Source organism: Peribacillus sp. NPDC097295, assembly GCF_044761665.1.
GTDB lineage: Bacteria > Bacillota > Bacilli > Bacillales > DSM-1321 > Peribacillus.
Window position 1 is genome coordinate 202,881 of sequence record NZ_JBIWCW010000003.1, and the last position, 20,839, is coordinate 223,719.

General features: G+C 41.6%; 21 protein-coding genes and 2 riboswitches. Of the genes, 6 read left to right on the forward strand and 15 right to left on the reverse strand.

What is annotated here, in order from left to right; genetic code table 11:
* Window positions 1-56 precede the first annotated feature (56 nt).
* Both metC and ACIQXN_RS07300 read right to left on the reverse strand, forming a co-directional pair.
* Entirely contained in the window at window positions 57-1,238 is a 1,182-nt protein-coding gene (gene metC, locus ACIQXN_RS07295) for a cystathionine beta-lyase (protein ID WP_402963936.1), read from the reverse strand.
* Window positions 1,235-2,347 (reverse strand): methionine biosynthesis PLP-dependent protein, encoded by a 1,113-nt coding sequence (locus tag ACIQXN_RS07300; protein ID WP_402963939.1) that lies wholly within the window; start codon window positions 2,345-2,347, stop codon window positions 1,235-1,237. Before ACIQXN_RS07300 ends, metC begins: the two co-directional genes overlap by 4 nt.
* 84 nt (window positions 2,348-2,431) lie before the next feature.
* Window positions 2,432-2,546, reverse strand: a riboswitch (SAM riboswitch).
* A 286-nt stretch (window positions 2,547-2,832) separates the two neighbouring features.
* On the opposite strand from ACIQXN_RS07300, the gene fumC reads away from it, so the two are divergent.
* From fumC to ACIQXN_RS07315, 3 genes are all read left to right on the forward strand, one after another.
* Window positions 2,833-4,215: a class II fumarate hydratase gene (gene fumC / locus ACIQXN_RS07305; RefSeq protein ID WP_402963942.1), complete on the forward strand. Its 1,383-nt coding sequence runs from the start codon at window positions 2,833-2,835 to the stop codon at window positions 4,213-4,215.
* 101 nt (window positions 4,216-4,316) lie between these two features.
* Complete coding sequence (locus tag ACIQXN_RS07310) at window positions 4,317-4,559, forward strand: hypothetical protein (protein ID WP_402963945.1); 243 nt, start codon at window positions 4,317-4,319, stop codon at window positions 4,557-4,559.
* A 172-nt stretch (window positions 4,560-4,731) separates the two neighbouring features.
* Entirely contained in the window at window positions 4,732-5,925 is a 1,194-nt protein-coding gene (locus tag ACIQXN_RS07315) for an MFS transporter (RefSeq protein WP_402963948.1), read from the forward strand.
* 34 nt (window positions 5,926-5,959) lie between these two features.
* Here ACIQXN_RS07315 and ACIQXN_RS07320 read toward each other — a convergent pair whose 3' ends face one another.
* Window positions 5,960-6,346: an MFS transporter permease gene (locus ACIQXN_RS07320; RefSeq protein WP_402963951.1), complete on the reverse strand. Its 387-nt coding sequence runs from the start codon at window positions 6,344-6,346 to the stop codon at window positions 5,960-5,962.
* A gap of 296 nt (window positions 6,347-6,642) precedes the next feature.
* Between ACIQXN_RS07320 and ACIQXN_RS07325 the strand changes: the two genes are divergently transcribed.
* The gene (locus ACIQXN_RS07325) at window positions 6,643-7,794 is read left to right on the forward strand and encodes an anti-sigma factor (protein ID WP_402963954.1); all 1,152 of its coding nucleotides are present in this window, start codon (window positions 6,643-6,645) and stop codon (window positions 7,792-7,794) included.
* 164 nt (window positions 7,795-7,958) lie between these two features.
* Here ACIQXN_RS07325 and ACIQXN_RS07330 read toward each other — a convergent pair whose 3' ends face one another.
* The 6 genes from ACIQXN_RS07330 to ACIQXN_RS07355 all read right to left on the reverse strand — a co-directional run bounded on the left by ACIQXN_RS07330 (window position 7,959) and on the right by ACIQXN_RS07355 (window position 13,049).
* Window positions 7,959-8,276: a hypothetical protein gene (locus tag ACIQXN_RS07330; RefSeq protein WP_402963957.1), complete on the reverse strand. Its 318-nt coding sequence runs from the start codon at window positions 8,274-8,276 to the stop codon at window positions 7,959-7,961.
* 103 nt (window positions 8,277-8,379) lie between these two features.
* Window positions 8,380-8,514: a hypothetical protein gene (locus tag ACIQXN_RS07335; protein WP_402963962.1), complete on the reverse strand. Its 135-nt coding sequence runs from the start codon at window positions 8,512-8,514 to the stop codon at window positions 8,380-8,382.
* Window positions 8,515-9,010: 496 nt separating this feature from the next.
* A complete protein-coding gene (locus tag ACIQXN_RS07340) occupies window positions 9,011-9,667 on the reverse strand; it encodes a Type 1 glutamine amidotransferase-like domain-containing protein (protein ID WP_402963965.1) in 657 nt (218 codons plus the stop codon).
* Between the two features lie 268 nt (window positions 9,668-9,935).
* Window positions 9,936-11,078, reverse strand: a complete 1,143-nt coding sequence (locus ACIQXN_RS07345; RefSeq protein WP_402963968.1) for an ABC transporter ATP-binding protein — start codon at window positions 11,076-11,078, stop codon at window positions 9,936-9,938.
* Window positions 11,079-11,180: 102 nt separating this feature from the next.
* Window positions 11,181-12,077 (reverse strand): PucR family transcriptional regulator, encoded by an 897-nt coding sequence (locus ACIQXN_RS07350; protein WP_402963971.1) that lies wholly within the window; start codon window positions 12,075-12,077, stop codon window positions 11,181-11,183.
* 147 nt (window positions 12,078-12,224) lie between these two features.
* A complete protein-coding gene (locus ACIQXN_RS07355) occupies window positions 12,225-13,049 on the reverse strand; it encodes a MetQ/NlpA family ABC transporter substrate-binding protein (protein WP_402963974.1) in 825 nt (274 codons plus the stop codon).
* 561 nt (window positions 13,050-13,610) lie between these two features.
* On the opposite strand from ACIQXN_RS07355, the gene ACIQXN_RS07360 reads away from it, so the two are divergent.
* Window positions 13,611-14,402 carry an MBL fold metallo-hydrolase gene (locus tag ACIQXN_RS07360; protein ID WP_402963977.1) on the forward strand — a complete coding sequence of 264 codons (792 nt, stop codon included), beginning with the start codon at window positions 13,611-13,613 and terminating at the stop codon, window positions 14,400-14,402.
* 104 nt (window positions 14,403-14,506) lie between these two features.
* A riboswitch (cobalamin riboswitch) is annotated at window positions 14,507-14,703 on the forward strand.
* 236 nt (window positions 14,704-14,939) lie between these two features.
* Complete coding sequence (locus tag ACIQXN_RS07365; RefSeq protein WP_402963980.1) at window positions 14,940-15,155, forward strand: hypothetical protein; 216 nt, start codon at window positions 14,940-14,942, stop codon at window positions 15,153-15,155.
* Between the two features lie 32 nt (window positions 15,156-15,187).
* Here the strand turns inward: ACIQXN_RS07365 and ACIQXN_RS07370 are convergent, their stop codons facing one another.
* The 6 genes from ACIQXN_RS07370 to ACIQXN_RS07395 form a co-directional block, all read right to left on the reverse strand.
* Window positions 15,188-15,379 carry a hypothetical protein gene (locus tag ACIQXN_RS07370; RefSeq protein ID WP_402963983.1) on the reverse strand — a complete coding sequence of 64 codons (192 nt, stop codon included), beginning with the start codon at window positions 15,377-15,379 and terminating at the stop codon, window positions 15,188-15,190.
* A 66-nt stretch (window positions 15,380-15,445) separates the two neighbouring features.
* On the reverse strand, window positions 15,446-15,649 hold the full coding sequence (locus ACIQXN_RS07375) for a YheE family protein (RefSeq protein ID WP_402963986.1): 204 nt from the start codon (window positions 15,647-15,649) through the stop codon (window positions 15,446-15,448).
* 60 nt (window positions 15,650-15,709) lie between these two features.
* Window positions 15,710-16,906 carry a YheC/YheD family endospore coat-associated protein gene (locus ACIQXN_RS07380; protein ID WP_402963990.1) on the reverse strand — a complete coding sequence of 399 codons (1,197 nt, stop codon included), beginning with the start codon at window positions 16,904-16,906 and terminating at the stop codon, window positions 15,710-15,712.
* Window positions 16,903-18,270 carry a YheC/YheD family endospore coat-associated protein gene (locus ACIQXN_RS07385; RefSeq protein ID WP_402963993.1) on the reverse strand — a complete coding sequence of 456 codons (1,368 nt, stop codon included), beginning with the start codon at window positions 18,268-18,270 and terminating at the stop codon, window positions 16,903-16,905. Before ACIQXN_RS07385 ends, ACIQXN_RS07380 begins: the two co-directional genes overlap by 4 nt.
* Window positions 18,271-18,273: 3 nt before the next feature.
* Window positions 18,274-19,347, reverse strand: a complete 1,074-nt coding sequence (locus ACIQXN_RS07390) for a YheC/YheD family endospore coat-associated protein (RefSeq protein WP_402963998.1) — start codon at window positions 19,345-19,347, stop codon at window positions 18,274-18,276.
* 29 nt (window positions 19,348-19,376) lie between these two features.
* Window positions 19,377-20,726 carry a YheC/YheD family endospore coat-associated protein gene (locus ACIQXN_RS07395; protein ID WP_402964002.1) on the reverse strand — a complete coding sequence of 450 codons (1,350 nt, stop codon included), beginning with the start codon at window positions 20,724-20,726 and terminating at the stop codon, window positions 19,377-19,379.
* Between the last annotated feature and the right edge of the window lie 113 nt (window positions 20,727-20,839).

The window sequence follows — 20,839 nt, forward strand, 5'->3', positions numbered from 1 at the left end:
CCTTTTTCTCCTATCCTCATATGTAACCATGATGAAAATTTCCTAGACCCGTTCTCCTATTTTGTAGTAACAGTCTGTCTTTCTGCACTTTTCTTTAGGGCTAAATCAAAGTCCTTGATCAAATCATCCGGATTTTCCAGACCGACGGACAGGCGCAACAAGCTGTTCGTAATGCCACGTTTTTCCCTTTCAGCAACAGGCATGGCCGCATGGGACATTTTGGCCGGGTAAGATAAAATCGATTCGACTGCCCCAAGGCTTACGGCAAAAACGGGAAGCTCGACATGGTTCACGAACGAGCGGAAGGTTTCTTCGCTTTCCAATTCGAATGATAAAACAGCCCCCGCACCAGTTGCTTGATTTTCCTGGATGCTGTGTTGTGGATGGTCGGCAAGACCTGGATAATAGACCTTTGACACTAACTGATGCTGTTTTAAGTATTCCGCAATCTTCTCGGCCCCTTTTTGGGAGTGTTCCATCCGAACTGATAAGGTTTTCAGGCCTCTCATCACAAGCCAGGCATCCTGGACGCCAAGCACCGCTCCGAAAGAGTTTTGGAGGGACCCAAGTCTATCGGCGAGTTCCGGATCCTTTACGACGGCAAGACCTGCTACGACATCACTATGTCCAGACAAAAATTTCGTCGCACTGTGCAGGACCACATCTGCACCGAGGTTTAGCGGTTTTTGCAGGGCGGGCGTCAAGAACGTATTGTCAACAAAGCTCCAAGCACCTATGCTTTTGGCGATATCACATACGGCTTTAATGTCGGTCACCTTAAGTAAAGGATTGGAAGGCGTTTCGATATAGAGTGCTCGCGTATTTGGCTGGATGGCTGCTTTTACACTCTCAAGATCCGTCATATCCACGAAGGTATGCTCGATGTTGAAACGGGTCAGCACGGTTGTTACCATTCGGAATGTGCCCCCGTATACATCTTCAGAGATGACGATATGGTCACCGGCAGAGAGCAGGAGGAAAGCCGTTGAAATGGCAGCCATCCCGGATGAAAAAGCAAATCCGCGCGTGCCTTCTTCCAGTTCCGCAATGATGTCTTCCAGTGCTTCTCGCGTCGGGTTCCCGCTCCGGCTGTAATCGTATTTGCCGAATTGATCAATGTCCGTTTGATGAAACGTGGAAGCATGTTGGATCGGAACACTCACCCCGCCTGTCGTTGGATCGAATTTATGTTGGTTGTGTAGTAATTTGGTTTCAAAACTGAATTCTTGATTTGTCATCGTATTGCCTCCTTTTTTACTTGAGAAAATGCCTGCTGCAGGTCTTCGATTAAATCTCCGCTGTCCTCGATGCCGACAGAGAATCGAAGGAGTCGATTGCAGACTCCATTTGCCGTTCTGACTTCAAGAGGCATATCGGCATGTGTCTGTGTCGCCGGATACGTGATGAAGCTTTCGACGCCTCCAAGGCTCTCGGCAAATGAAATCAATGAAAGGGACTGTAGAAATGGGTTGACCACTGCCTCATCATTGACCCGGAATGAAATCATGCCGCCACGACCTGGATAGAGAACATCCGTTACACATTCATGTTCCATTAAATAATCGACCATGATCTTGGCATTCTTTTCGTGACGCTCCATTCTTAGTGCCAAGGTTTTCATCCCGCGCATCAACAGCCAGGAATCAAACGGACTCAATACTGCGCCCATTCCATTATGGTGGAAGGCAAGGGACTCACATAATTCAGCACCTTTTGCCACAATCAAACCGGCCAACACATCATTATGGCCGCCAAGATATTTTGTTGCGCTGTGAATCACGATGTCGGCACCAAGCAAGAGGGGCTGTTGGATAATCGGTGTGTAGAAAGTGTTGTCAACAATCAAAAGTAAATTGTATTGTTTGGCAAGAGCGGAAACAGCGGCGATGTCTGTTTGTTGCATAAGAGGATTTGTGGGAGTTTCAATGAAGATGGCCTTTGTTTGAGAGGTGATCGCTTTTTCGATATCCTCTATGCAACATGTATTGACATATTCGCATTGTAGCCCCCATTTTTTAAAGCCATGCTCTAATAAACGATATGTACCGCCGTATAAATCTTCGCTACTGATCCACGCATCCCCTGATTTAAATAAGGAAAGGATGGTCGCAATGGCAGCCATTCCCGAGCTACATGCATATCCTTGATCGCCATGTTCAAGTTTGGCGATCGATTGCTCCAAAAGCTGACGTGTCGGGTTTCCTGTTCGCGTGTAATCAAAACCTGTTGATTGACCAATTCCCTCATGGCGGAAAGCCGTCGAGAAGTAAACGGGTGGATTGACCGTTCCCGTAGCCGTTTCACTGCGGTTCCCAAGCTGAGCAAGATAGGTTTCTGTTTTGTACATAATTTTCACGTCTCCTTTTATTTAAATAAAATAAAAAAAGTCTTCTTTAAGAAGAAGACTTGAATAAGTAGGATAGAGTCATTCTTCTTATCTTCCAAGTTACACAAACTTGTGGAATTAGCACCTTTTCATTGGCTGGAAACAAATGAAGGTTGCTGAGGTGTCATAGGGCCATTCCCTCTACCTCTCTCGATAAGAGTTTAGATTATTCAATTTCTTTTGAATTTACTATATATATAAAATTATGTCAAGGGCATTCATTATCGTTGCAGGAAATAGAAGATGAATGATTTTTATCTAGAATTAGAGGGAGGGATTCTGATTAAAGTGATTTTTCTGAAGAAAAAGGTCGGATTTGTTCTGTTTTTTTTGCTTTAAAATAATAAAATTTGTACAATATAGAGGGGATTCATATAAAAAGTCATTATTCATTGCATATACATAACCGTTTCTTAATGGATAGTGCGAACATAGGGGGAGAAGACATGGAATACAGAATCGAACGAGATACGATGGGTGAAGTGAAAGTTCCTGCCGATAAGTATTGGGGTGCACAAACAGAAAGAAGCCGTAACAACTTCAAGATTGGTTATGAAAAAATGCCGATTGAATTAGTTCATGCGTTTGCTTACGTAAAACAAGCGGCAGCTAAAGTAAACTTTGAATTGGGCGATCTTTCCGAAGTGAAAAAGGATGCCATCGTGAAGATTTGTGGTGAAATTCTTGAAGGTACGCTTGATGAACATTTCCCACTAGTGGTCTGGCAAACCGGGAGCGGTACGCAAAGTAATATGAACGTGAATGAAGTGGTCGCTAACAAAGGGAACGAATGGTTGAAAGAAAACGGTGAAACTGAAATGCTTCACCCGAATGATGATGTGAACAAAGCACAAAGCTCTAATGATACATTCCCAACAGCCATGCATATCGCAGCTTACATGGAAGTGGCTGAAAAATTAGTACCGGCGATTAAAGTGCTACGTGATACATTCGCAGCCAAGGAAAAAGAATTCTGGGATGTTGTGAAAATTGGCCGTACCCATCTTCAAGATGCGACACCACTAACTCTAGGTCAAGAAATTTCCGGTTGGAGAGCTATGCTTGATAAAGATTTGGAGATGATCGAAGAGAGCAGCCAAAAATTATTGAACTTGGCATTGGGTGGTACGGCTGTAGGGACTGGAATCAATACGAAAAAAGAATTCCCGGCACTTTCGGCTAAACAAATTGCAGCCGATACAGGGCATTCATTTGTCACATCGGATAATAAATTCCATGCTTTAACAAGCCATAACGAAATTGTTTATGCACATGGTGCTCTTAAAGCGTTGGCTGCTGATTTAATGAAGATTGCCAATGATGTTAGATGGCTAGCGAGTGGCCCAAGAAGCGGAATCGGTGAGATCGCCATCCCTGAAAACGAGCCAGGTAGCTCCATCATGCCAGGGAAAGTGAACCCGACACAATGTGAAGCCATAACAATGATCGCTACACAAGTTGTCGGCAACGATGCAACAATCGGTTTTGCAGCAAGCCAAGGAAACTTCGAGTTGAACGTTTTCAAACCGGTCATCATTTACAACTTCCTGCAAACGGTGAAATTATTGACGGATGGTATTCATTCCTTCAACGATCACTGTGCAGTGGGAATTACGGCGAATGAAGTTCAAATCAAAGAAAATGTGGAGCGTTCTCTTATGCTCGTAACAGCATTGAACCCGCATATCGGCTATGAAAAAGCGGCTAAAATCGCAAAAACTGCATTCAACGACAACTCCACTTTAAAAGAAGCGGCGTTGAAACTTGAATTCTTGACGGAAGATGAATTCAAAGCATGGGTGGATCCTGCTAACATGGTCAATAAATAAGAGATTTTTCGCCCTTCCTTGCATGTGGAAGGGCGTTTTAATGTGTTAAAATGAAAGAATATACCAATACTTAGAATAGATATAGAACAGGAGGAAATGCCATGTCTTTATGCCCGCTATGCAATGGTCTTAGAAAAATGCATTTGGAATGCCCGAAATGCAGCAGTGACCTTGAAGATCAAGGGAAATTCATGGATTATGCCGACGATTACAGTGCTTATATGGATATCGATACATTGAAAAAAAATGACGGCTTTCCCGAATCCCTTCAAAAGGGACAATGCCCGCATATCATGAAATGTCCAAAATGTGGTCATGATGAAGTAATCCTTGTTCAGGAATAAGGTTGAGACAATAGAATAAACCTTAAAAGAGACTCATTCGTAAAACTCCTTTTTATGAATGAGCCTTTTTATTTTTCCGTACATTTGAATATATGTAGTAGAGAGAAGTGAAAGGTAGTCCAACCATACAGTGTTTACAAGTCATCATACATAGAGAACGGAGGTGGCACTCTTGGCCATGCTTTTATTGATTATGATTTACTTGGCTTTCATAAGCCTGGGGCTTCCAGATTCCTTGTTGGGTGCGGCCTGGCCGGTCATGCAGACCGATTTTGCTCAGCCTTTGGAGACTGCTGGGTTACTTTATATGATCATTGCTGCGGGAACCATACTCTCAAGTTTAGCCAGCGGTTGGCTAAATGATAAACTGGGGCCGGGGAAGGTCACGTGGATCAGTGTTACCTTGACGGCGTTGGCCTTATTAGGCATTGGCTATTCAACCTCCCTAGCCTGGCTTGTTATCTGTGCGATACCGTTGGGTCTGGGAGCAGGAGCAATCGATGCCTCCTTGAATAACTATGTAGCGTTGCATTACAAGGCCCACCATATGCACTGGCTACATTGTTTTTGGGGAGTCGGGGCAAGCATAGGTCCCATCATGATGTCTTATTATATGGTAAATCAAGGCTCGTGGAGAGCTGGTTATGTGTCCATTGCTTACATTCAATTCAGCTTGGCATTTTTATTAGTATTGGCTCTTCCGTTATGGGCTATCGTTTCCCAAAAATCGAAAACCGAAGATTGGCATACATTGAACCCGGATGAACCTGAACGGGCTTACGGAGTGAAGCCGCTTAAAATAAGAGGGGTCAAGTATGTGTTGTTCACGTTCTTTTTCTATTGCGGCGTCGAATCCACACTAGGGCTTTGGGGTAGCAGCTACCTTGTGAATAGCAAAGGAATGTCTGCAGTCATGGCTGCCCAAGGAGTATCTTTTTTCTATACAGGGATTATGCTAGGGCGACTTGTTACCGGGTTCATCCTCTTGAAGGTCAGCAACCATCAGCTGCTGATTCGTATTGGACAGATCACGGCACTTATTGGGGCGATGCTCCTCATCCTTCCCTTGCCGGTTCCGATGTCACTTGCCGGCTTTACGATAGTAGGACTGGGCTTAGCCCCTATTTATCCATGCATGATTCACGAAACCCCTGTCAGATTTGGTAAAACACATTCACAATCCATCATCGGCTACCAAATGGCTGTAGCGTACACAGGCACTACCTTTTTACCTCCCATGCTAGGACTAATTGCCTCGTACACATCTATTGGCATATTTCCTTACTTTGCTTTGGCTTATGTAATTGCGATGTTGATTGGTTCTGAAAAATTGAATGAACTGATGAGGAACCGGACCAATGAATAAAGACCGATATCATTATGCGGCGAATAGAGCCCCTTTATACCGTTAATTTCTTTGCGTTCATTTTCCTCATCATATAGCCGAAGAACGTGGTCATGAATAGGACACCTAATATCATAATGATAATGCTGCTTACTAAGTATGCTCGATCCATGCTAAATAAAACTTCCTTTCTGAACCAAGATTGAAAGGGTAACCCGAAGCCTAGCAAAACAGCAAAAAACAATACTTTTACCTTCCAATCCTTTCCTTTCATCTTTTTAATCGCACCATTAACGAACAAACGAAGCAAGGCTAAACCTAAACCGACTGCAAAGAAAACGAGTAAAAACACTTTAACTTCTTCATCCAGTATAAAAGCTTTCACAATCATTCCAACCGCTACTACAAATGATAAAATCATCAGGATATCGGACTTTCTCACATTATTTAAACACCTTTCCTTTATTGACATCTTTAACAACACGTTGGATGTGTGCTTACTTTATTTTGTGCAAACATCCAAAGCAATAAACAAAAACAAACGAGTAGCTATTTAACGATCCCGGGTAAAGTGGCGTTATAGTGACTGTATAACTAATAAATACCTCCCAAAGATCCTATATTTGTATTACTTGTAAGCGTATAATTATTTTGTTCTCCAATTGTAAATATTTTATTTTTTTCAAGGATTATCCTATAAGGAAACAGCTCAAGTAAAGACGCAGGAGGGTGGAAAAAGTGAGTGAAGATTTTAAAAGGAAGTTGGAAGCGTATAATAAGGGGAAACTATCAGGTCCCGAATTGGTAGAAGTCGAAAAAGAATTAGAAAAAATGGAAGAGTACCAACAATTTCTTAAAGAAAGTAAAACGGAAGAAAAGAAGGGCATCGATATAAATGCTAAAAAACAAAAAAAAGCATTGCAGCACAATAAATGGAAAGCCAGAGTGCAAACCGTATGTACTATACTAGGCTTACTTCTTGTTTTTTCTATTGTTACTACCATTCTGACGGGTGTTTACTATTCCTGGGGAAAGCCTGACCGTGTAGAAGTGTTCAGAAATGTAATCGACAAAACGATGACTGTAACGGATCCTTATGGGGAAATTGGTGGAACGAGTACTAATACAAATGCTTATTTCGGTATGGAAGCAACAAGGGATGTAAACAAATCAGTCGGGAATGAAACGATAAAAGTCGGGGAAATCAAGACGGATTTTCTATTCTCCATGATGAATGCTCCAGAACGTGAAGACTTCGGGAAAGTCTCGCAGCCGACTCCGGCATTTATTTATCCCGGAGTCGGAGAGAGGGGGATGTCGGATTGGGATAAGTTAGAGAAGCTTCCTGAAGGAACAGTGGTATCCGCCTATTTGTCTTTTTCAGAATTACTTGAAACGGGTGATGTTTTGAAGAGATTCGAAGGAAAAGATATGGAGCTAGTTTGGTTGGCAGTTGATACTGGTATGGAAGCAAAGGATGAAAATCATGAGGGCATTATCTTTGAGCCGATTGGATTCCCAAGCTATCCAATTTGGCACGATGATGATATGGTTCTAGATTCCAAAGAAGTCGAAAAAGGACTATTTGGTACTCGAACGGTATCAGAAAGTCATTCGTCTCCTGACTATGATGCAGGCGATCAAGAGATTATCCATAAGCAATTTTTGAAAACTCTAGATTTCCTGAGAAAACATGAACGGAAAGCAAACAAGTTTTACTTTGGAGACTTAAACCTCTCAAAACGAATCGATTATCTTGAGAAAAATGGTTTCATGCATTATGGTGTCGTCCTAACGGGACCTACGAAAGAAGTGTTGAAGCTGAAAAAAGAAACATGGAGTGAATCGATAGAAGTGGATGAGGTAAGTTTTTGGAGTTGGGATGAGTGATGATATCCTCATAAAGGCATTTATCCATTGCAAAAAGGGATTTCTATCAAAGATTTTCTGAGCCAGGAGAAAATGAATCCATTACAAGTTATTGAAATAGACCATTTCGACAAAGCGAAATGGTCTATATAAGTCATTTTTTCTAAAAAATATTCAGCTCTTTTTTAGAGAAATAGGATAAAAGTTAATATAACTAGTGATAAAACAAGTAAAATTCTAGCTAAAAGAAAATATTGCTTTTTGAAAAAAATAGATAGGATAACTATTACTCCAATAACCCCCCCGAAAATTCGTGATCCACTATAGTTAGTTGGTAAGCTAGTCAAATAAATATATACCAATATTAGCCCATACAATTGTATGGCAATAAACACAAAGTTGTTTTTAGACCATTTCCCTTTTTTTAAAAACAGAAGAATTATTGTTAAAAAGTCAAATATTAAAATAGCAATAAAAAGAAAAAATAAAAGTCCTAATGCCATAATACATCCTCCAAAATACCATCCTCTGGCTAAGATATTTCAAACATCACAATAAAAAACAAATAACTGGATAAAAAGGTAACTATTCGTTCTTAATGAATAGTTAGTTGTTATTATTACGGGGGTTCTCGCCCTTTTCACTGATTTCTTGATAAAACTCTTTGTCGTGATTATCGGAAGCCACTTTTTCACCTGCTTTTCCCTGACTCTTTCTATTATCGTTGTTGTTGCGAGCCATCACCCCTAAAAAGTTCTTTGTTGCTTACTAATTACCCTAAGGGCTATCTCATAAACTTATGAACTAGAGGTGATAAACGGAACAAAAATCATACGGATGTTAGTATCTTTAACTTTTTTTTGCTAAATGTCAGTATGTTAGAGCATGATTGTTGTAACAATCATACGTTCAAAAGGCCGCAATTTGGCGGCCTTTTTGTCTTTATGTAGTTTTGTTGAACTCTTCCAAATTCCTCGGTAGAATTTGCATTAAACCCATATTCTTTGCCTGATGAGGTTGATGGTATTTCAATATCATAGTTTATATTGTCATAAGTCAAATACAATCCTGATATTTCTACATTTGTTTGATTGTCGACCGTAAAATCAAATCCTCCACGATCTAAAAAAAATGAAAAATTCCACCTATAAATCCTATTAACAAAATTTGTTGTTGAACTAACGACCCAATTAGTTTAAGTACAATATTTCACAAATTGGATTGGTTTTACATATTACTAGATTGTCTCATCCAATTTCTGAATCTTTGAGTGGGAAATTAAATATACATTGCCTAAAATGTCGATTATGTCTCCCTTTACACGTATTGCGCAATCTTTGTTAGACGCATAAATATTAATTTCTTCCGACAAGGGAGACAGTTCATCTTGAACCAATTCAATGTTATTTTCAAGATCAAAATGAGACAGGACGGAAAAATCGTCAAGGCCGATTCCATCGTAAACAGAGCTTATTTCAACTTTATAGCCGAGGTTTTTCGAACATAACCATTTAGCGGACATACTGATTGCACCAGCGCTTGCTCCCATCACAACGGCTCTGCTTTTTTTAATCGAATCCGACAATTCATATTCCATTAAAAACCCATTTTGTTTAAGGGTATTTCCACCCAATAAGAAAATAACTGAAGCATTTTGAATTAAGGTTTGGGCATCTTCCTTCTGTACGCAATAATTAATTAAATGATATTCATCACACGTAATGCCGGCCTGGTCAAACCACGAGCGTTCAGTAGCACCATCATCCTCATAAGATAATGGATTCGAGCTAATCATAGCAAGCGATTTTCTATCGGTTATATCTTCCTGTAACACCCTACCCAGATTATCTGGAAAAAAATTATCAAACCAACCTAAATAATAATGAGTTTTCATAAGTTCCCCCCGTGGCCAAGTGTAAATAACATTATTACTTTCCTAAATTATTCATTCTGTTTTCTTGTTACCAATACACTACCCACTAATTGATAAAATTGTGTCACAATCTATTTCATTTGGCACAGTAAACGAGGCATATGGATACATTGAATGTTGATTCGATGTAATGCCTGAATAGATATTGGTACGATTTGTGAAATAAGTTGAGGGAAGCCTTGAATGATAAGGCTTCCCTCCATTATTATGCAAATCAAAACGTAGTTACTTAAGCCATCCTCGTTTGTTGATTGCCTTCCATTTCCGATTCTTCATCGAAAATGCGCTGCTCGGACTCTTTATCGAAGAAATGGGCTTTATTCATATCGAGTGCTAGATCAATGGTGTCACCAGCCTGTATGATATGTTTGGCATCCACCCGGGCAACGAAGTCCTGTCCCGCAAATGTCGAATAGAGCATGATTTCCGCACCCATGAGTTCGGCTACATCGACCTGTGCCGCGAATGTAGTGGTGGGTGAGGCTGAAATGAATGCTTCTTCATTGTGAAAATCCTCAGGTCGGATGCCAAGGATGATATCTTTTCCGATATAACCTTGATTCCGGAGCGTATTCATTTTTAATTGTGGGACCTCAAGTGTTTGCTCACCAATTTTAATGAAGCCATCCTGGAGTGTACCGGAAAAGAAGTTCATGGCGGGTGAGCCGATAAATCCGCCCACGAAAACATTCACAGGTTTTTCATACACATCTTTTGGTGCGCCCACCTGTTGAATGATGCCATCCTTCATGACAACAAGACGTGTGGCCATGGTCATCGCTTCTGTTTGATCATGGGTGACATAAATGGTCGTCGTGTTGATTCGCTTATGCAGCTTAGCGATTTCAGCACGCATTTGTACCCGAAGTTTTGCGTCAAGGTTGGATAGAGGCTCATCCATCAAGAAGACTTTGGCATCCCGGACTATGGCTCGGCCAAGCGCTACACGCTGGCGCTGTCCACCAGAAAGGGCTTTTGGCTTCCGTTGTAAGAAGTCTTCAAGTCCAAGGATCTTCGCAGCATCATGGACGCGTTGCTTGATTTCCTTTTTCGGCGTTTTCCGGAGTTTCAGCCCAAAGGCCATATTGTCATAGACGGTCATATGCGGGTATAAAGCGTAGTTCTGGAAAACCATCGCAATGTCCCGATCTTTCGGAGGCACGTCATTGACCCGCTTACCATCTATATAGAGATCACCTTGGGATATATCTTCTAGGCCGGCAATCATCCGTAAAGTGGTCGATTTTCCACAGCCAGATGGGCCGACGAACACGATGAATTCTTTATCGGCCACGCTAAGGTTGAAATCTTTTACAGCGGTTACCTTATTATCGTAAATCTTGAAAATATGATCCAATACTAGCTCTGCCATGAAAATACTCCTCCTCTTAAACTCCTAAACTCGTAGTGATTAATTTTAGTCTACTCTATCGAAAAAGAAAAAAATATGGGCACTCTGCACAAAAAGGGATAATTATCCTTTTGGTGAAATCCCGAGAAGCAACAGGTAAGCTGCCAATGCATGCCGGAAATTTCGAACATCCAGTCCTGTTTTATCCGCGAATTTATCAATCCGGTATTGCAGGCTGTTGCGGTGGATATAAAGCTGCTTTGCTGCAGATGAAGCATTGGAATTACATTCGATATACGTCATAACGGTCTTGATCAGTTCCGGATCCTGCCGTGTCTTGCCAAGCAATTCATTGATGTACCAGTTTTTATCGGTCTCGTTACAATCATTCATTAGAGCGAAGGGGATGATATCGGACAAATCCGTCACCCCCACGTCGGACAGGTACATTTTAGCAAGCCTAAAACATTTCCTCTCCTGGTTCAGATGTTGATGAAGGTCGACATCAACAGGGTGAAAACGTCCCGCATAAATTCTGATCTTTACGTAAAAATCACTCTCGAGCGTGGTAGAAATGGCGAGAAGTTCTTGGACCGGTATACATTCATCTATGTCTGATTCAATTAAAATGCCCGCCGATTCATTTTCCCAAATCAAAACTGAATCGGGTGGGAAGAACGAGAGTATCGCTTCCTCGAAATGTTCATGTGAAAAATCGGCGTGGGTCAGGTTGAAGTAGGTGAACCGAACGTTCGTCCAGTTAGTTAAAGGCTGGCAGGCAATGCTTCCTAATAAAAAATCATTCCAGGTGGTGTAAGTTTTCGAGGTGTCTGGTCTTTGGAGTGTTGGAGAATCAAAGAGTAACGAAAGCAAACGAATTTCATCGGCCGAAATTTCTGAGCGGGGGATGCCCAGTGTGTCCCCGAATTGGTCTTCAAACCAGAAATATTCCGTGATGTCTTGTGCATCTTTTTTATTGGAAAGGGAGTTCGGAAATCTATGTTTAAGCTTATTTAACACCATTTTCACCTTCTTTCCATTCCATTATATCCAAAAAGAATAAAGCGGGAAAGAAAACGATGGTTGTGTTCATTGATATCATTACAAGGAATTTAAAAAAGGATAAGGCCTGCACCAAAAATTGGAGCAGGCCTTATCCTATCTGTCTTATCTCATCCACTCAGGCTTTTCGAAACTTGGAAACTTGCTTTCAATCACTTTTTCGAATTCGGCGCCTTTAACCACTGATTGGATATCTTTTGCAAATTGAGCGTCTATATCCTCTGTATTTACAGCAACGACATTTTGGTATGTATCTGGCAAGTCTTCTAAAACAAGAGCATTTTGAAGGCCCATTTTAGCCGCAATCGCAAAGTTACCAGGAATCACCGATAGGTCGACGCTGTCTGTCGCACGAGGTAAATGTGTCAATTCCAGAGGTTTGAATACAATGTTCTTCGGATTCTTTGTAATATCCTTTTCTGAAATTGTTAACGGGTCAGCCTCTGGATCCACTTCAATCAGCTCCTCATCTAATAAGAGATTAAGAGCACGGGCAAGGTTTGCCGGGTCATCGGGAATGGCAATGGTCGCCTCATCTGTAATGGTTGCTAAGGACTTGAATTCTTTCGAGTAAATGCCCATGGGTGCTGACGGTACGATAATGAGATCAGAAAGTTCTAAAGCATGTGCTTGAGCGAAGTTGTCCATATATACTTTGTGCTGAAAGAGATTGGCATCGATCGTGCCATTGGCAAGTGCTTTATTTGGCTGGATACAATCACTGTATTCAACAATGTCCACTTTGTAGCCAAGGTCTTCAAGACCCGGTTGAATGGCTTCTATAGCCATGTCCGCATTAGGACCAGTCGTTGCCCCGATTTTCACTTCTTTTTTGCTTTCCGGTTTTTTTATTCCAGGTTCCTCATTTCCACAAGCAGACAGTCCAAGGGATAAGGCACATATGGATAATAAACAAGTGATTTTTTTCATTAGAAATTCCTCCTGAATGTGTGTGGTAAGTCCAAGTTGAGTTGAAGAATTCTATTGTTTGTGAACAGGGTGTGAAAGTCTATTAATGTTGATTTGTATGATGATTGTCCTTAAATATAAAAAACTGCCTCCGTCATTCAATAAAGGGCAGCAAACTTAATACTCTTCTTAATCATTCAACCAATTCTGAAGGGAGAAATCTGTCCTGCCTGGTGGCAGTTGCCTGGATTACAGGCCCTTTTTACTTCAGTCACTGATAAATAAATTACTATTTTAGTATATTTATACTTTTTTAATATAATATATATTATTTATAAAATACAGTAATGTCAATTGTTTTTGCCATCTTAGAATAATTATGGAAATAACAAATATCGGTAAAATTGGAGAGGTGTTTAGTTGGAATGCTCCTTTTCGTCATAAGCCCTGTATAGTTGTGCTTCTCGGAAATGTTTCTGAAGTAGATGATAATTGCTTGAAAAAAGTATAAAGGGATAATACATTTATTGTAAGGTAAATAAAAGAAAAAGGATATTGGACTATTGAAAGGGGTGGAAAGTCATGCTGAAAATGAAAACGATAAATGATGTGGTTTGCGTCCAAGGAATACCGGAGGGCAACAAATCGGGGATGAGTGTGAACATGTTTTTAACAGATGGCCTGCTAATCGATACGGGTGCCCAAATTCTGTTGCAGGAATTGCTTCCATTCTTTGAATCCGCTGATTTCGATTTGGTTGCGTTGACGCATTATCATGAGGACCACACCGGAGGGGCAGCGTGGATACAGGGACATAGGAACGTTCCAATCTATATTCATCCGATGTCCCTTGATGTATGTGCGAAAGATGCTGAATATCCAGATTATCGCAGAGCCTTTTGGGGGAATAGAGACGCTTTCAAGGCAGAGCCGTTAGGTAGCGTAGTCCATTCACGCACTCAAACATGGGAGCCAATCTTTACGCCAGGGCATGCAAGGGACCATATGGTCTACCTGAATCATAGCAATGGCATGCTGTTTTCGGGAGACCTGTATGTTACGCCGAAGACGAAGCTCATATTAAGGGAAGAATCTGTCCCGTTGATCATCGATTCCATCAGAAGATTGCTTCAGTATGATTTTCATGAGGTTTTTTGCTGCCACGCGGGGTATGTACCGAATGGAAAGGAAATGTTCAAAAAGAAGCTTGATTATTTGGAAAATCTGCAGGGAGAAATATTGCTTTTGCATGGTCAGGGCTTGGAGGTCCATGAAATTCAGCAAAGCGTATTGCCGAACCGATATCCGCTTATCGAGATATCTGGACATGAATGGGACTCGGAGCATATTATCACCTCGATATTAAAGGGATAGGAGTTGCCTTCGGGGTAGCCCGATAGATAGGGATTCGGTAACAAGGGCAATACAGGAGCCACATTGTAATCGGGGTAAAAATTTGATACAGTTAAATGGAAAATAGTATACGCCTAGAAACGGGTGCAGATAGAGTCTTGTTTATCTGCTTAAAAGGGAAGACGGTTAAAATCCGGCGCTGTCCCGCAACTGTAAATGAGAGCGATTCGAGTAAGGCCACTGTCTTTTAGTGATGAAAGATGGGAAGGTTCGAAAAGCGATGATCATGAGCCAGGAGACCTGCCTGTTTTTAGCACAACATCAAAAACCTACGAGGATAGGGGGTGTTAAGTGCGAAAAATTAGCAAGAACATGCTTTCATTTTTTAAATGGAAAGGACATGTTCATCTTTGTTATGTTTCGTTTGCACTCTAACAACTTCTAATGGAGAAGTTGTTTTTTATTTTGTAAAAGTCCATATGAGGACAATTTAAGGGAAATCCTGTTTAGCCAATCGGTTTTTTTCAGGACACAGCTATCTATAGGGGGGGCATTTGAGTGTTTGGTACAGTTGAGCATTTTACGGACTATTTAAAAGCGCAAATCATGCGTAATCTTTCGGCAGAAAAAACGGTTTCTTTATATGATTGCCGTGCAAAGTTGATTGAAGAAATTAAGGTTCAAGCAGAGAGCATAAATAAGAAAGAATATGAAGAAAATCTTGAAAAAGCATATAACCAAGTTAATCTGGAAATGTTCGGACTTCAAGAGTAAGAAAGAGCCACCCAAAAGGGAAGCTCCAAATTTTACGGTTTATTTATATTTGGTTTGGTTTCATCATAAAAGTCATGAGCATGTTCGATGTTCAGGGTGTCCGCAGCTTCATATACATTACCGCCTGCGAGTCCTTCATTGATATAACGATCGACATCGAGGAAAACGGAGTCCTTGCCGTCATACTCGGTATCCTTCAAAAAGGTGACCTTTTGTTTATCCAAATGAAATCCCTCCTCGGCTTTTTTTATATTGTTGCCAAAGAGGGTCTTTTTATTCTGCATGGAAAGTCATTCGTAGACGTGGTATACCATTAAATCATGGATCATGCTCTTAAGCTTTTCTTCATCTGATTTTGCAGGCGGATTGGAGATCCACTCGATGGATCCGTCTTTATGATAGAGGGCTTGAACCGCCAGCTTATTAAAGTAAAAGGTAAGTTTCCATCCCGGTAAATTCTTGTGAAGTGGCTTCCATTGAAAGTGTGTAATCATATGTATAACCTCCATATAGCTGTTTCTCATTTCATTATAATGGAAAACGGTGGATGGAGGTTATTTTATTATTTGATTTGGAAAAGTTAGTTCAATGAAAAGGTTTTTTAAATGCAAAAGGCGATTCGCTTCGATTTCTTCTTCGTCAAATTGCATCGGCTTCGAATTCACTTCATAAATGAAGAGAGTTCCGGAAGTATCTTCACCGATGTCGATGGAGAATTCCCCAAGAAATCCAAACTTCCTTGAAAGGATGATTCCGCATCTTTGAGCTATATCCGCTAACTTCCGATTCAACTTCCTCGTTTGCAGGTGCTGATAAGGAAAGAGCTTCCCGCCCCTTGGTGTATGGGTCGTGATTTCCTGGGTCTGTGACATCCTCACACCTTTGCCGGTCACTTTATAAAACCCATTTTCATAATGGACAAGGATCCGGTAATCATATCGGTGACCATTCAGTTTTTTGGGAATAACCGCTCGTTGGGCCAGGTACCCTCTTTTCAGGAGTGACGCTTTATTTGTATCCCAAAATGCCGAGAAATCAGGATATGATTCAATATGTTTCAGGCTTGAAAATTGAAGAGTGCCATCCGGTTTCTCGAGCAGTGTGTAAATTCCCTTGCCTTGGCTACCTTTGCATGGTTTCAAGTAAATATGTTTGTGAAAATGAAAAAAGTCCGATAGTTGCGTTGGTTCTGATAGGTCAATTGTCGACGGAAGATGGCGGGCTAGAGATCCGTCCTCCGTCAATGCTTCGTACATCAAATATTTATCCAAAAAACAGGGATTGAATAAATGAATACGATGCCCTTTGAAAAAGGAGATGAGCTGTTGAAAGCCTGGTGACGCTTCGCCCCCCCTTTTAGGAATGCGGTTATAAACGATATCGGGCAGTGGAACCGTCACTTCATTCCACGAGCTTGTTGCCGAAGAAAACAGGAAGCCTTTCATGGGGTCAGAAAGCAGGGACTCACTCGTGAATACATAGGCCAATATCCCATAATCCGACAAATAGAGAGATAAGTTTTGAAAAAGCGTCAAGTTTCCCCCAATACCCGATTCCTTTTTTGGGTCAAGGGAGGTCAATATCCCGACGACAAGCACCCGGTTTCCCGGGAACAGGGTGATGGGTACGAGTGTCTGTTGATGATGATCTTCCTTAAAAGCAATTTCCTCATTCGCCACTCCGGCATAAAGATGGATATTTTCTTGGTTATGGCTCCATTTTTCAGAAGTAACATCGTAAAAAATATTCATTTCTGCATACCGATTGATTGCGTAATCGTTTGTTCGGTGAGATAAATCGCATAATCGAGACTTAGCTTCCTGGTTAAAAGTTCAAATTCCTTTAGCTTCGGGTGTGAGAAGATGGAACGGCCGGGCTTCGAATTGGCTTCAAACATCCATACTTGCCCTTTTTTGTCCAAACCGAGGTCGAACCCGATTTCCCCAATGATGCCATCCAGATGTTCCTCAATGCTCTCACTTAATATCAAAGCAGCTTCTGATAACTTTTCCTCGACTTTTTTTGCTTCCTCGTCATCTCCGTAAAGTTCCGCAAGCGTTTTAATGACTCCACCGCTTTTAATATGGGTCGTCACGCTACCGGCCCCGGAAATTTTTGCGGCGATGGCCGTTACTTGCCATACCCCGTTGCTGTCCTTGTTCGTATGGACCCTGAAATCCACTGGACGGTTAGAAGATTTGATTAACGGGATGCCTTGCTGGACAATCAGGTTTTCAAGTGGCCGATTGTGAAAGACATGTTTAAGGATGGCTTCAAGTGTGGAGAACTTTTGTAGTTTATTTTCCTGTGCCTCGTTTTTATATCGGCAATAATAGACGTCTTCATGTTTATCGTAAAGAACTTGATGAATGCCTAAGCCAAGGCTACCATGAATGGGTTTAATATAGACTTGACGGTAATGCGAGAGAAGCGTCTCAACGACAGATAATGATTGAAAGGGATAAGTTTCAGGTAGGAAAGGCAGGGCCCGATCATCCGCATTCAACCGTTCATATACATCCCATTTATTGAAGAAACCGGGATTGTACCAGGGGATCTTATATTCCTTTTGGAACTTTTGTTTCACTGCCTTTGGACCGTCCCGGTTTTCCGTCAACCGGTTCGGTAGCCGATCATATACGACATTGGGGAAAGGGAATTCATTGATTTGCCAATTCTCTTTTTCGTATACATATCCTTTAATCGTTTCTTGGTCCCAATTGATGACATTTTCACCGAAAATAAAGGGGATACAGCCCGTGGTCTGACTTAGAGAGAGCAATTTGGAAAAAAAGACCGAGCGTTCGCCGAGTGGCTTGTTGGAAATGCCGGTGAAGCCCGATGAAAAGATTCCGATGAGCGGTCCGATGTGAAGGCTCTTGCCGTATATAAATAGATGAAGGGGGGTATCAAGTTCATTGAACATCAATGAATCTGCAAGCTTATTTGACAGCACGATCGATTGGTTGGTCGCTGGGTTCGGCTTTACGGTGGCAGGGCATGAATGCTGACCGAAATAGATTAATTCGATATCATCCAATTTCCCAAGGTCAGAAGGATAATAAAGGACTTGACCCGGAATATTGGAAATCTCTGCAGGATAGGTCTTTCTCACGATTTATTCACCTGCTTTCAAAAGATGTTCAGCTAGATATTTGCTATATCTGAATGGAGCTTGATAGATCTCTTTCATGGACTCTGGTTGAAGTGTTTGCACGATTTTCCTACCGGGCTTTGAGTTGATATCCAAAATCCAAATTTGCCCTTTCTTATCGATGCCAAGGTCCACTCCAAGTTCGAATAGCCTGTGAAAAGCTGCTTCGGTTTCCGCCGGGAGAGTCCGAAGGATATGCTGAATCGTTTGTTCGACGATTATGGGAATTGCCTCGGGGCTTTTTTTGGTGAAGGCTTCAAGTGTGAGGGCCTCCCCGCCAGTGGTTAGGTTGGAGGTAATATGGTCCGGTTTCCCAAGACGGACTCCGCGTCCCCGTTCCAACCATTGGTTCTTTTCGTTTTTTTGAAGCAGGATCCGTAAATCAAAAGGTTCATTTTTCTGGGTGCTCAATTCTAAATAAGGCTGGCACAAATAACTATAGCGGGTTAAAAGATGTTGCAACCATTTTTTCAGTTGTGATTTTGATTCGAATTGGCGGTCGTATTTCATCCCTTTTTTGGTCGTGGAAACAGTGGTGGCACCTTCCTTTGTTTTGGTAAGAAGGTAAATGCCAAGTCCGCCAGAACCAAACTCGGGCTTAATGATGATTTTTTCCAAGCGCTCCAAGTGGTCGATAATTTCGTCGGATGTCGTCACCCGCACCGTTTCCGGAAAAAAAGCCTGAAGCAGGGGATGGGTTTTCAATGTTTGATAAACGTCCCATTTACCAGGAAGGCCCAAACCAATGAAGTTCGAGTTTTCTTTTAACCAATTTATTTTCTCGCGTATTTCATTGTTTTCACGTGATAAACCATGGAAACAGCGGTCATATACAAAATCAGGGAGATTGAATGAAGCCGCACGCCAGATTTCTTTCTCTCCATCAAAACGCTCGCCTTTGATTTTCTTCGACTCGATGTCAACATTCTCCGGCACGAACTTACAAACATTCATATCGAGTGATTTAGCCGTCTTGGCCAGTTCGGTAAAATATTGATGTTCTTGCGTATCTTTCGTGGACATTAGCCCTATCAGCACGTTCCAGCAACTCCTTTTATCGATGGTCTTCACTCACTAAGCGCAAGCATGAATTCTATGATGGACTTTACAGATGGACGAAAAGTTTCATAGTTGCCTTGAAATTTTTTCGAAGGCTTCGAATTCACTTCAATCACCCAAGGGTGTTTATCCATATCAAGTGCCAAGTCGATTCCCAGTTCTCCGAATAACTCCGGATGGTTGTCATCCAGTGCAAATGCTGTCTTTTTAGCTAGTCGTATTAGGCTCTGATATAAACGACCGGCCTCTTGGTGATCGAATATTTCCTTTAAAAAGTCCGATCCGTTCTTCATGGCCCCTCCTTGAGCAAGGTTGGAAACGATATTACCGTGATCCCCAATCCGTGCAACCATGGAGGTGACTTTCCATTGATGCTCCCTGTTTTTATGAAGCAAAATACGGAAATCCACTATTTTCTGATCGATTTCGAACAAGGATATCCCCTTTTGAAGAATGTAGGCTTGATTTCTACAAAACTTTTTCATGGCTACGAATAATTTTTCTTTTGATTCTATAGTATGGGTAGCGTGACCAATTCCGGCATGCTCGATTATCCATCGTCCCGATGACTCGGTCAGTTTGCAGATATTCTTCCCTTGGCTGCCTGTAGAGGGCTTTAAGTAGCTTACTGGATGCTGGTCTAAAAATGTCATGAAGGATTCCTGCTCATTAAAAAGTTCGGTAGCCGGTAAATGTGGAAGCAGGCCATATTCTGAAAGCAGGAGTTCATGTACGTCATGCTTCGAAAGGAAACGACCGTTGAACATGGGGACGGCCAGGGACTTCAACTCTGTCAGGAAAGTTTCGAATACAGGTGTCCCTTCCAACTTTCTGGAATGGATTCGATTGTAAAATACATTGGGAATGGGAAGAGGGAGGGACTCCCAACCATTTTTCCCTGGCCAATACCCTGTAAGGGTCCCTTCTGCCAGAGGCTGTGGTTTTGCCAAAAAGAATGGGAAACCTTTTTGATGACAGTAGGTTTCCATTTCCTGATAAAACTTTTCCATTTCACCAAATGTGCCCGTCTGCTGAGGGACCTGGTTAATGAGGACAGCAAGGAAAGGCCCAAGTTGTAGTGTTCTCTCCCTCGTATCAAAGGAAATCGAAACCGGATCCGAAAAGGAAGGCAGAGATAAAAATTGATTCATATCATGGGAGATTTTTATAGTCGGATCCGTTGAGGTGAATGGTTGGACAAGTACCGGTACAGAACGTCGTCCGGCAATAAGCGAAAGCGGTTCTCCGTAATGAAGGCCCCATTCCTGAAATAGTTTCTCTTCGACAAACAACAGTGCTTTCTTTCTTGTAGCAGCGGAGTTTACCTTAATAAAAACTTGTTGATATTTCAAGGTCATAATAATTCCCCGTTTGCACTAAGTTTGATATCCTTTTATAATTAAATGATGGGCAAAAGTGGATATCACATTCTATGTTTTTTAAAATGGAACGTGTCATTTCGCCCCTATTT

Bases quoted from the DNA above. Each gene is read 5' to 3' on its own strand.
- ACIQXN_RS07335 (WP_402963962.1), bottom strand. From the start codon at position 8,514: ATGGCTCGCAACAACAACGATAATAGAAAGAGTCAGGGAAAAGCAGGT.
- ACIQXN_RS07360 (WP_402963977.1), top strand. From the start codon at position 13,611: ATGCTGAAAATGAAAACGATAAATGATGTGGTTTGCGTCCAAGGAATA.
- ACIQXN_RS07375 (WP_402963986.1), bottom strand. From the start codon at position 15,649: ATGATTACACACTTTCAATGGAAGCCACTTCACAAGAATTTACCGGGA.
- metC (WP_402963936.1), bottom strand. From the start codon at position 1,238: ATGACAAATCAAGAATTCAGTTTTGAAACCAAATTACTACACAACCAA.
- ACIQXN_RS07330 (WP_402963957.1), bottom strand. From the start codon at position 8,276: ATGGCATTAGGACTTTTATTTTTTCTTTTTATTGCTATTTTAATATTT.
- fumC (WP_402963942.1), top strand. From the start codon at position 2,833: ATGGAATACAGAATCGAACGAGATACGATGGGTGAAGTGAAAGTTCCT.
- ACIQXN_RS07395 (WP_402964002.1), bottom strand. From the start codon at position 20,726: ATGACCTTGAAATATCAACAAGTTTTTATTAAGGTAAACTCCGCTGCT.
- ACIQXN_RS07345 (WP_402963968.1), bottom strand. From the start codon at position 11,078: ATGGCAGAGCTAGTATTGGATCATATTTTCAAGATTTACGATAATAAG.
- ACIQXN_RS07300 (WP_402963939.1), bottom strand. From the start codon at position 2,347: ATGTACAAAACAGAAACCTATCTTGCTCAGCTTGGGAACCGCAGTGAA.
- ACIQXN_RS07380 (WP_402963990.1), bottom strand. From the start codon at position 16,906: ATGAATATTTTTTACGATGTTACTTCTGAAAAATGGAGCCATAACCAA.
- ACIQXN_RS07355 (WP_402963974.1), bottom strand. From the start codon at position 13,049: ATGAAAAAAATCACTTGTTTATTATCCATATGTGCCTTATCCCTTGGA.
- ACIQXN_RS07340 (WP_402963965.1), bottom strand. From the start codon at position 9,667: ATGAAAACTCATTATTATTTAGGTTGGTTTGATAATTTTTTTCCAGAT.
- ACIQXN_RS07310 (WP_402963945.1), top strand. From the start codon at position 4,317: ATGTCTTTATGCCCGCTATGCAATGGTCTTAGAAAAATGCATTTGGAA.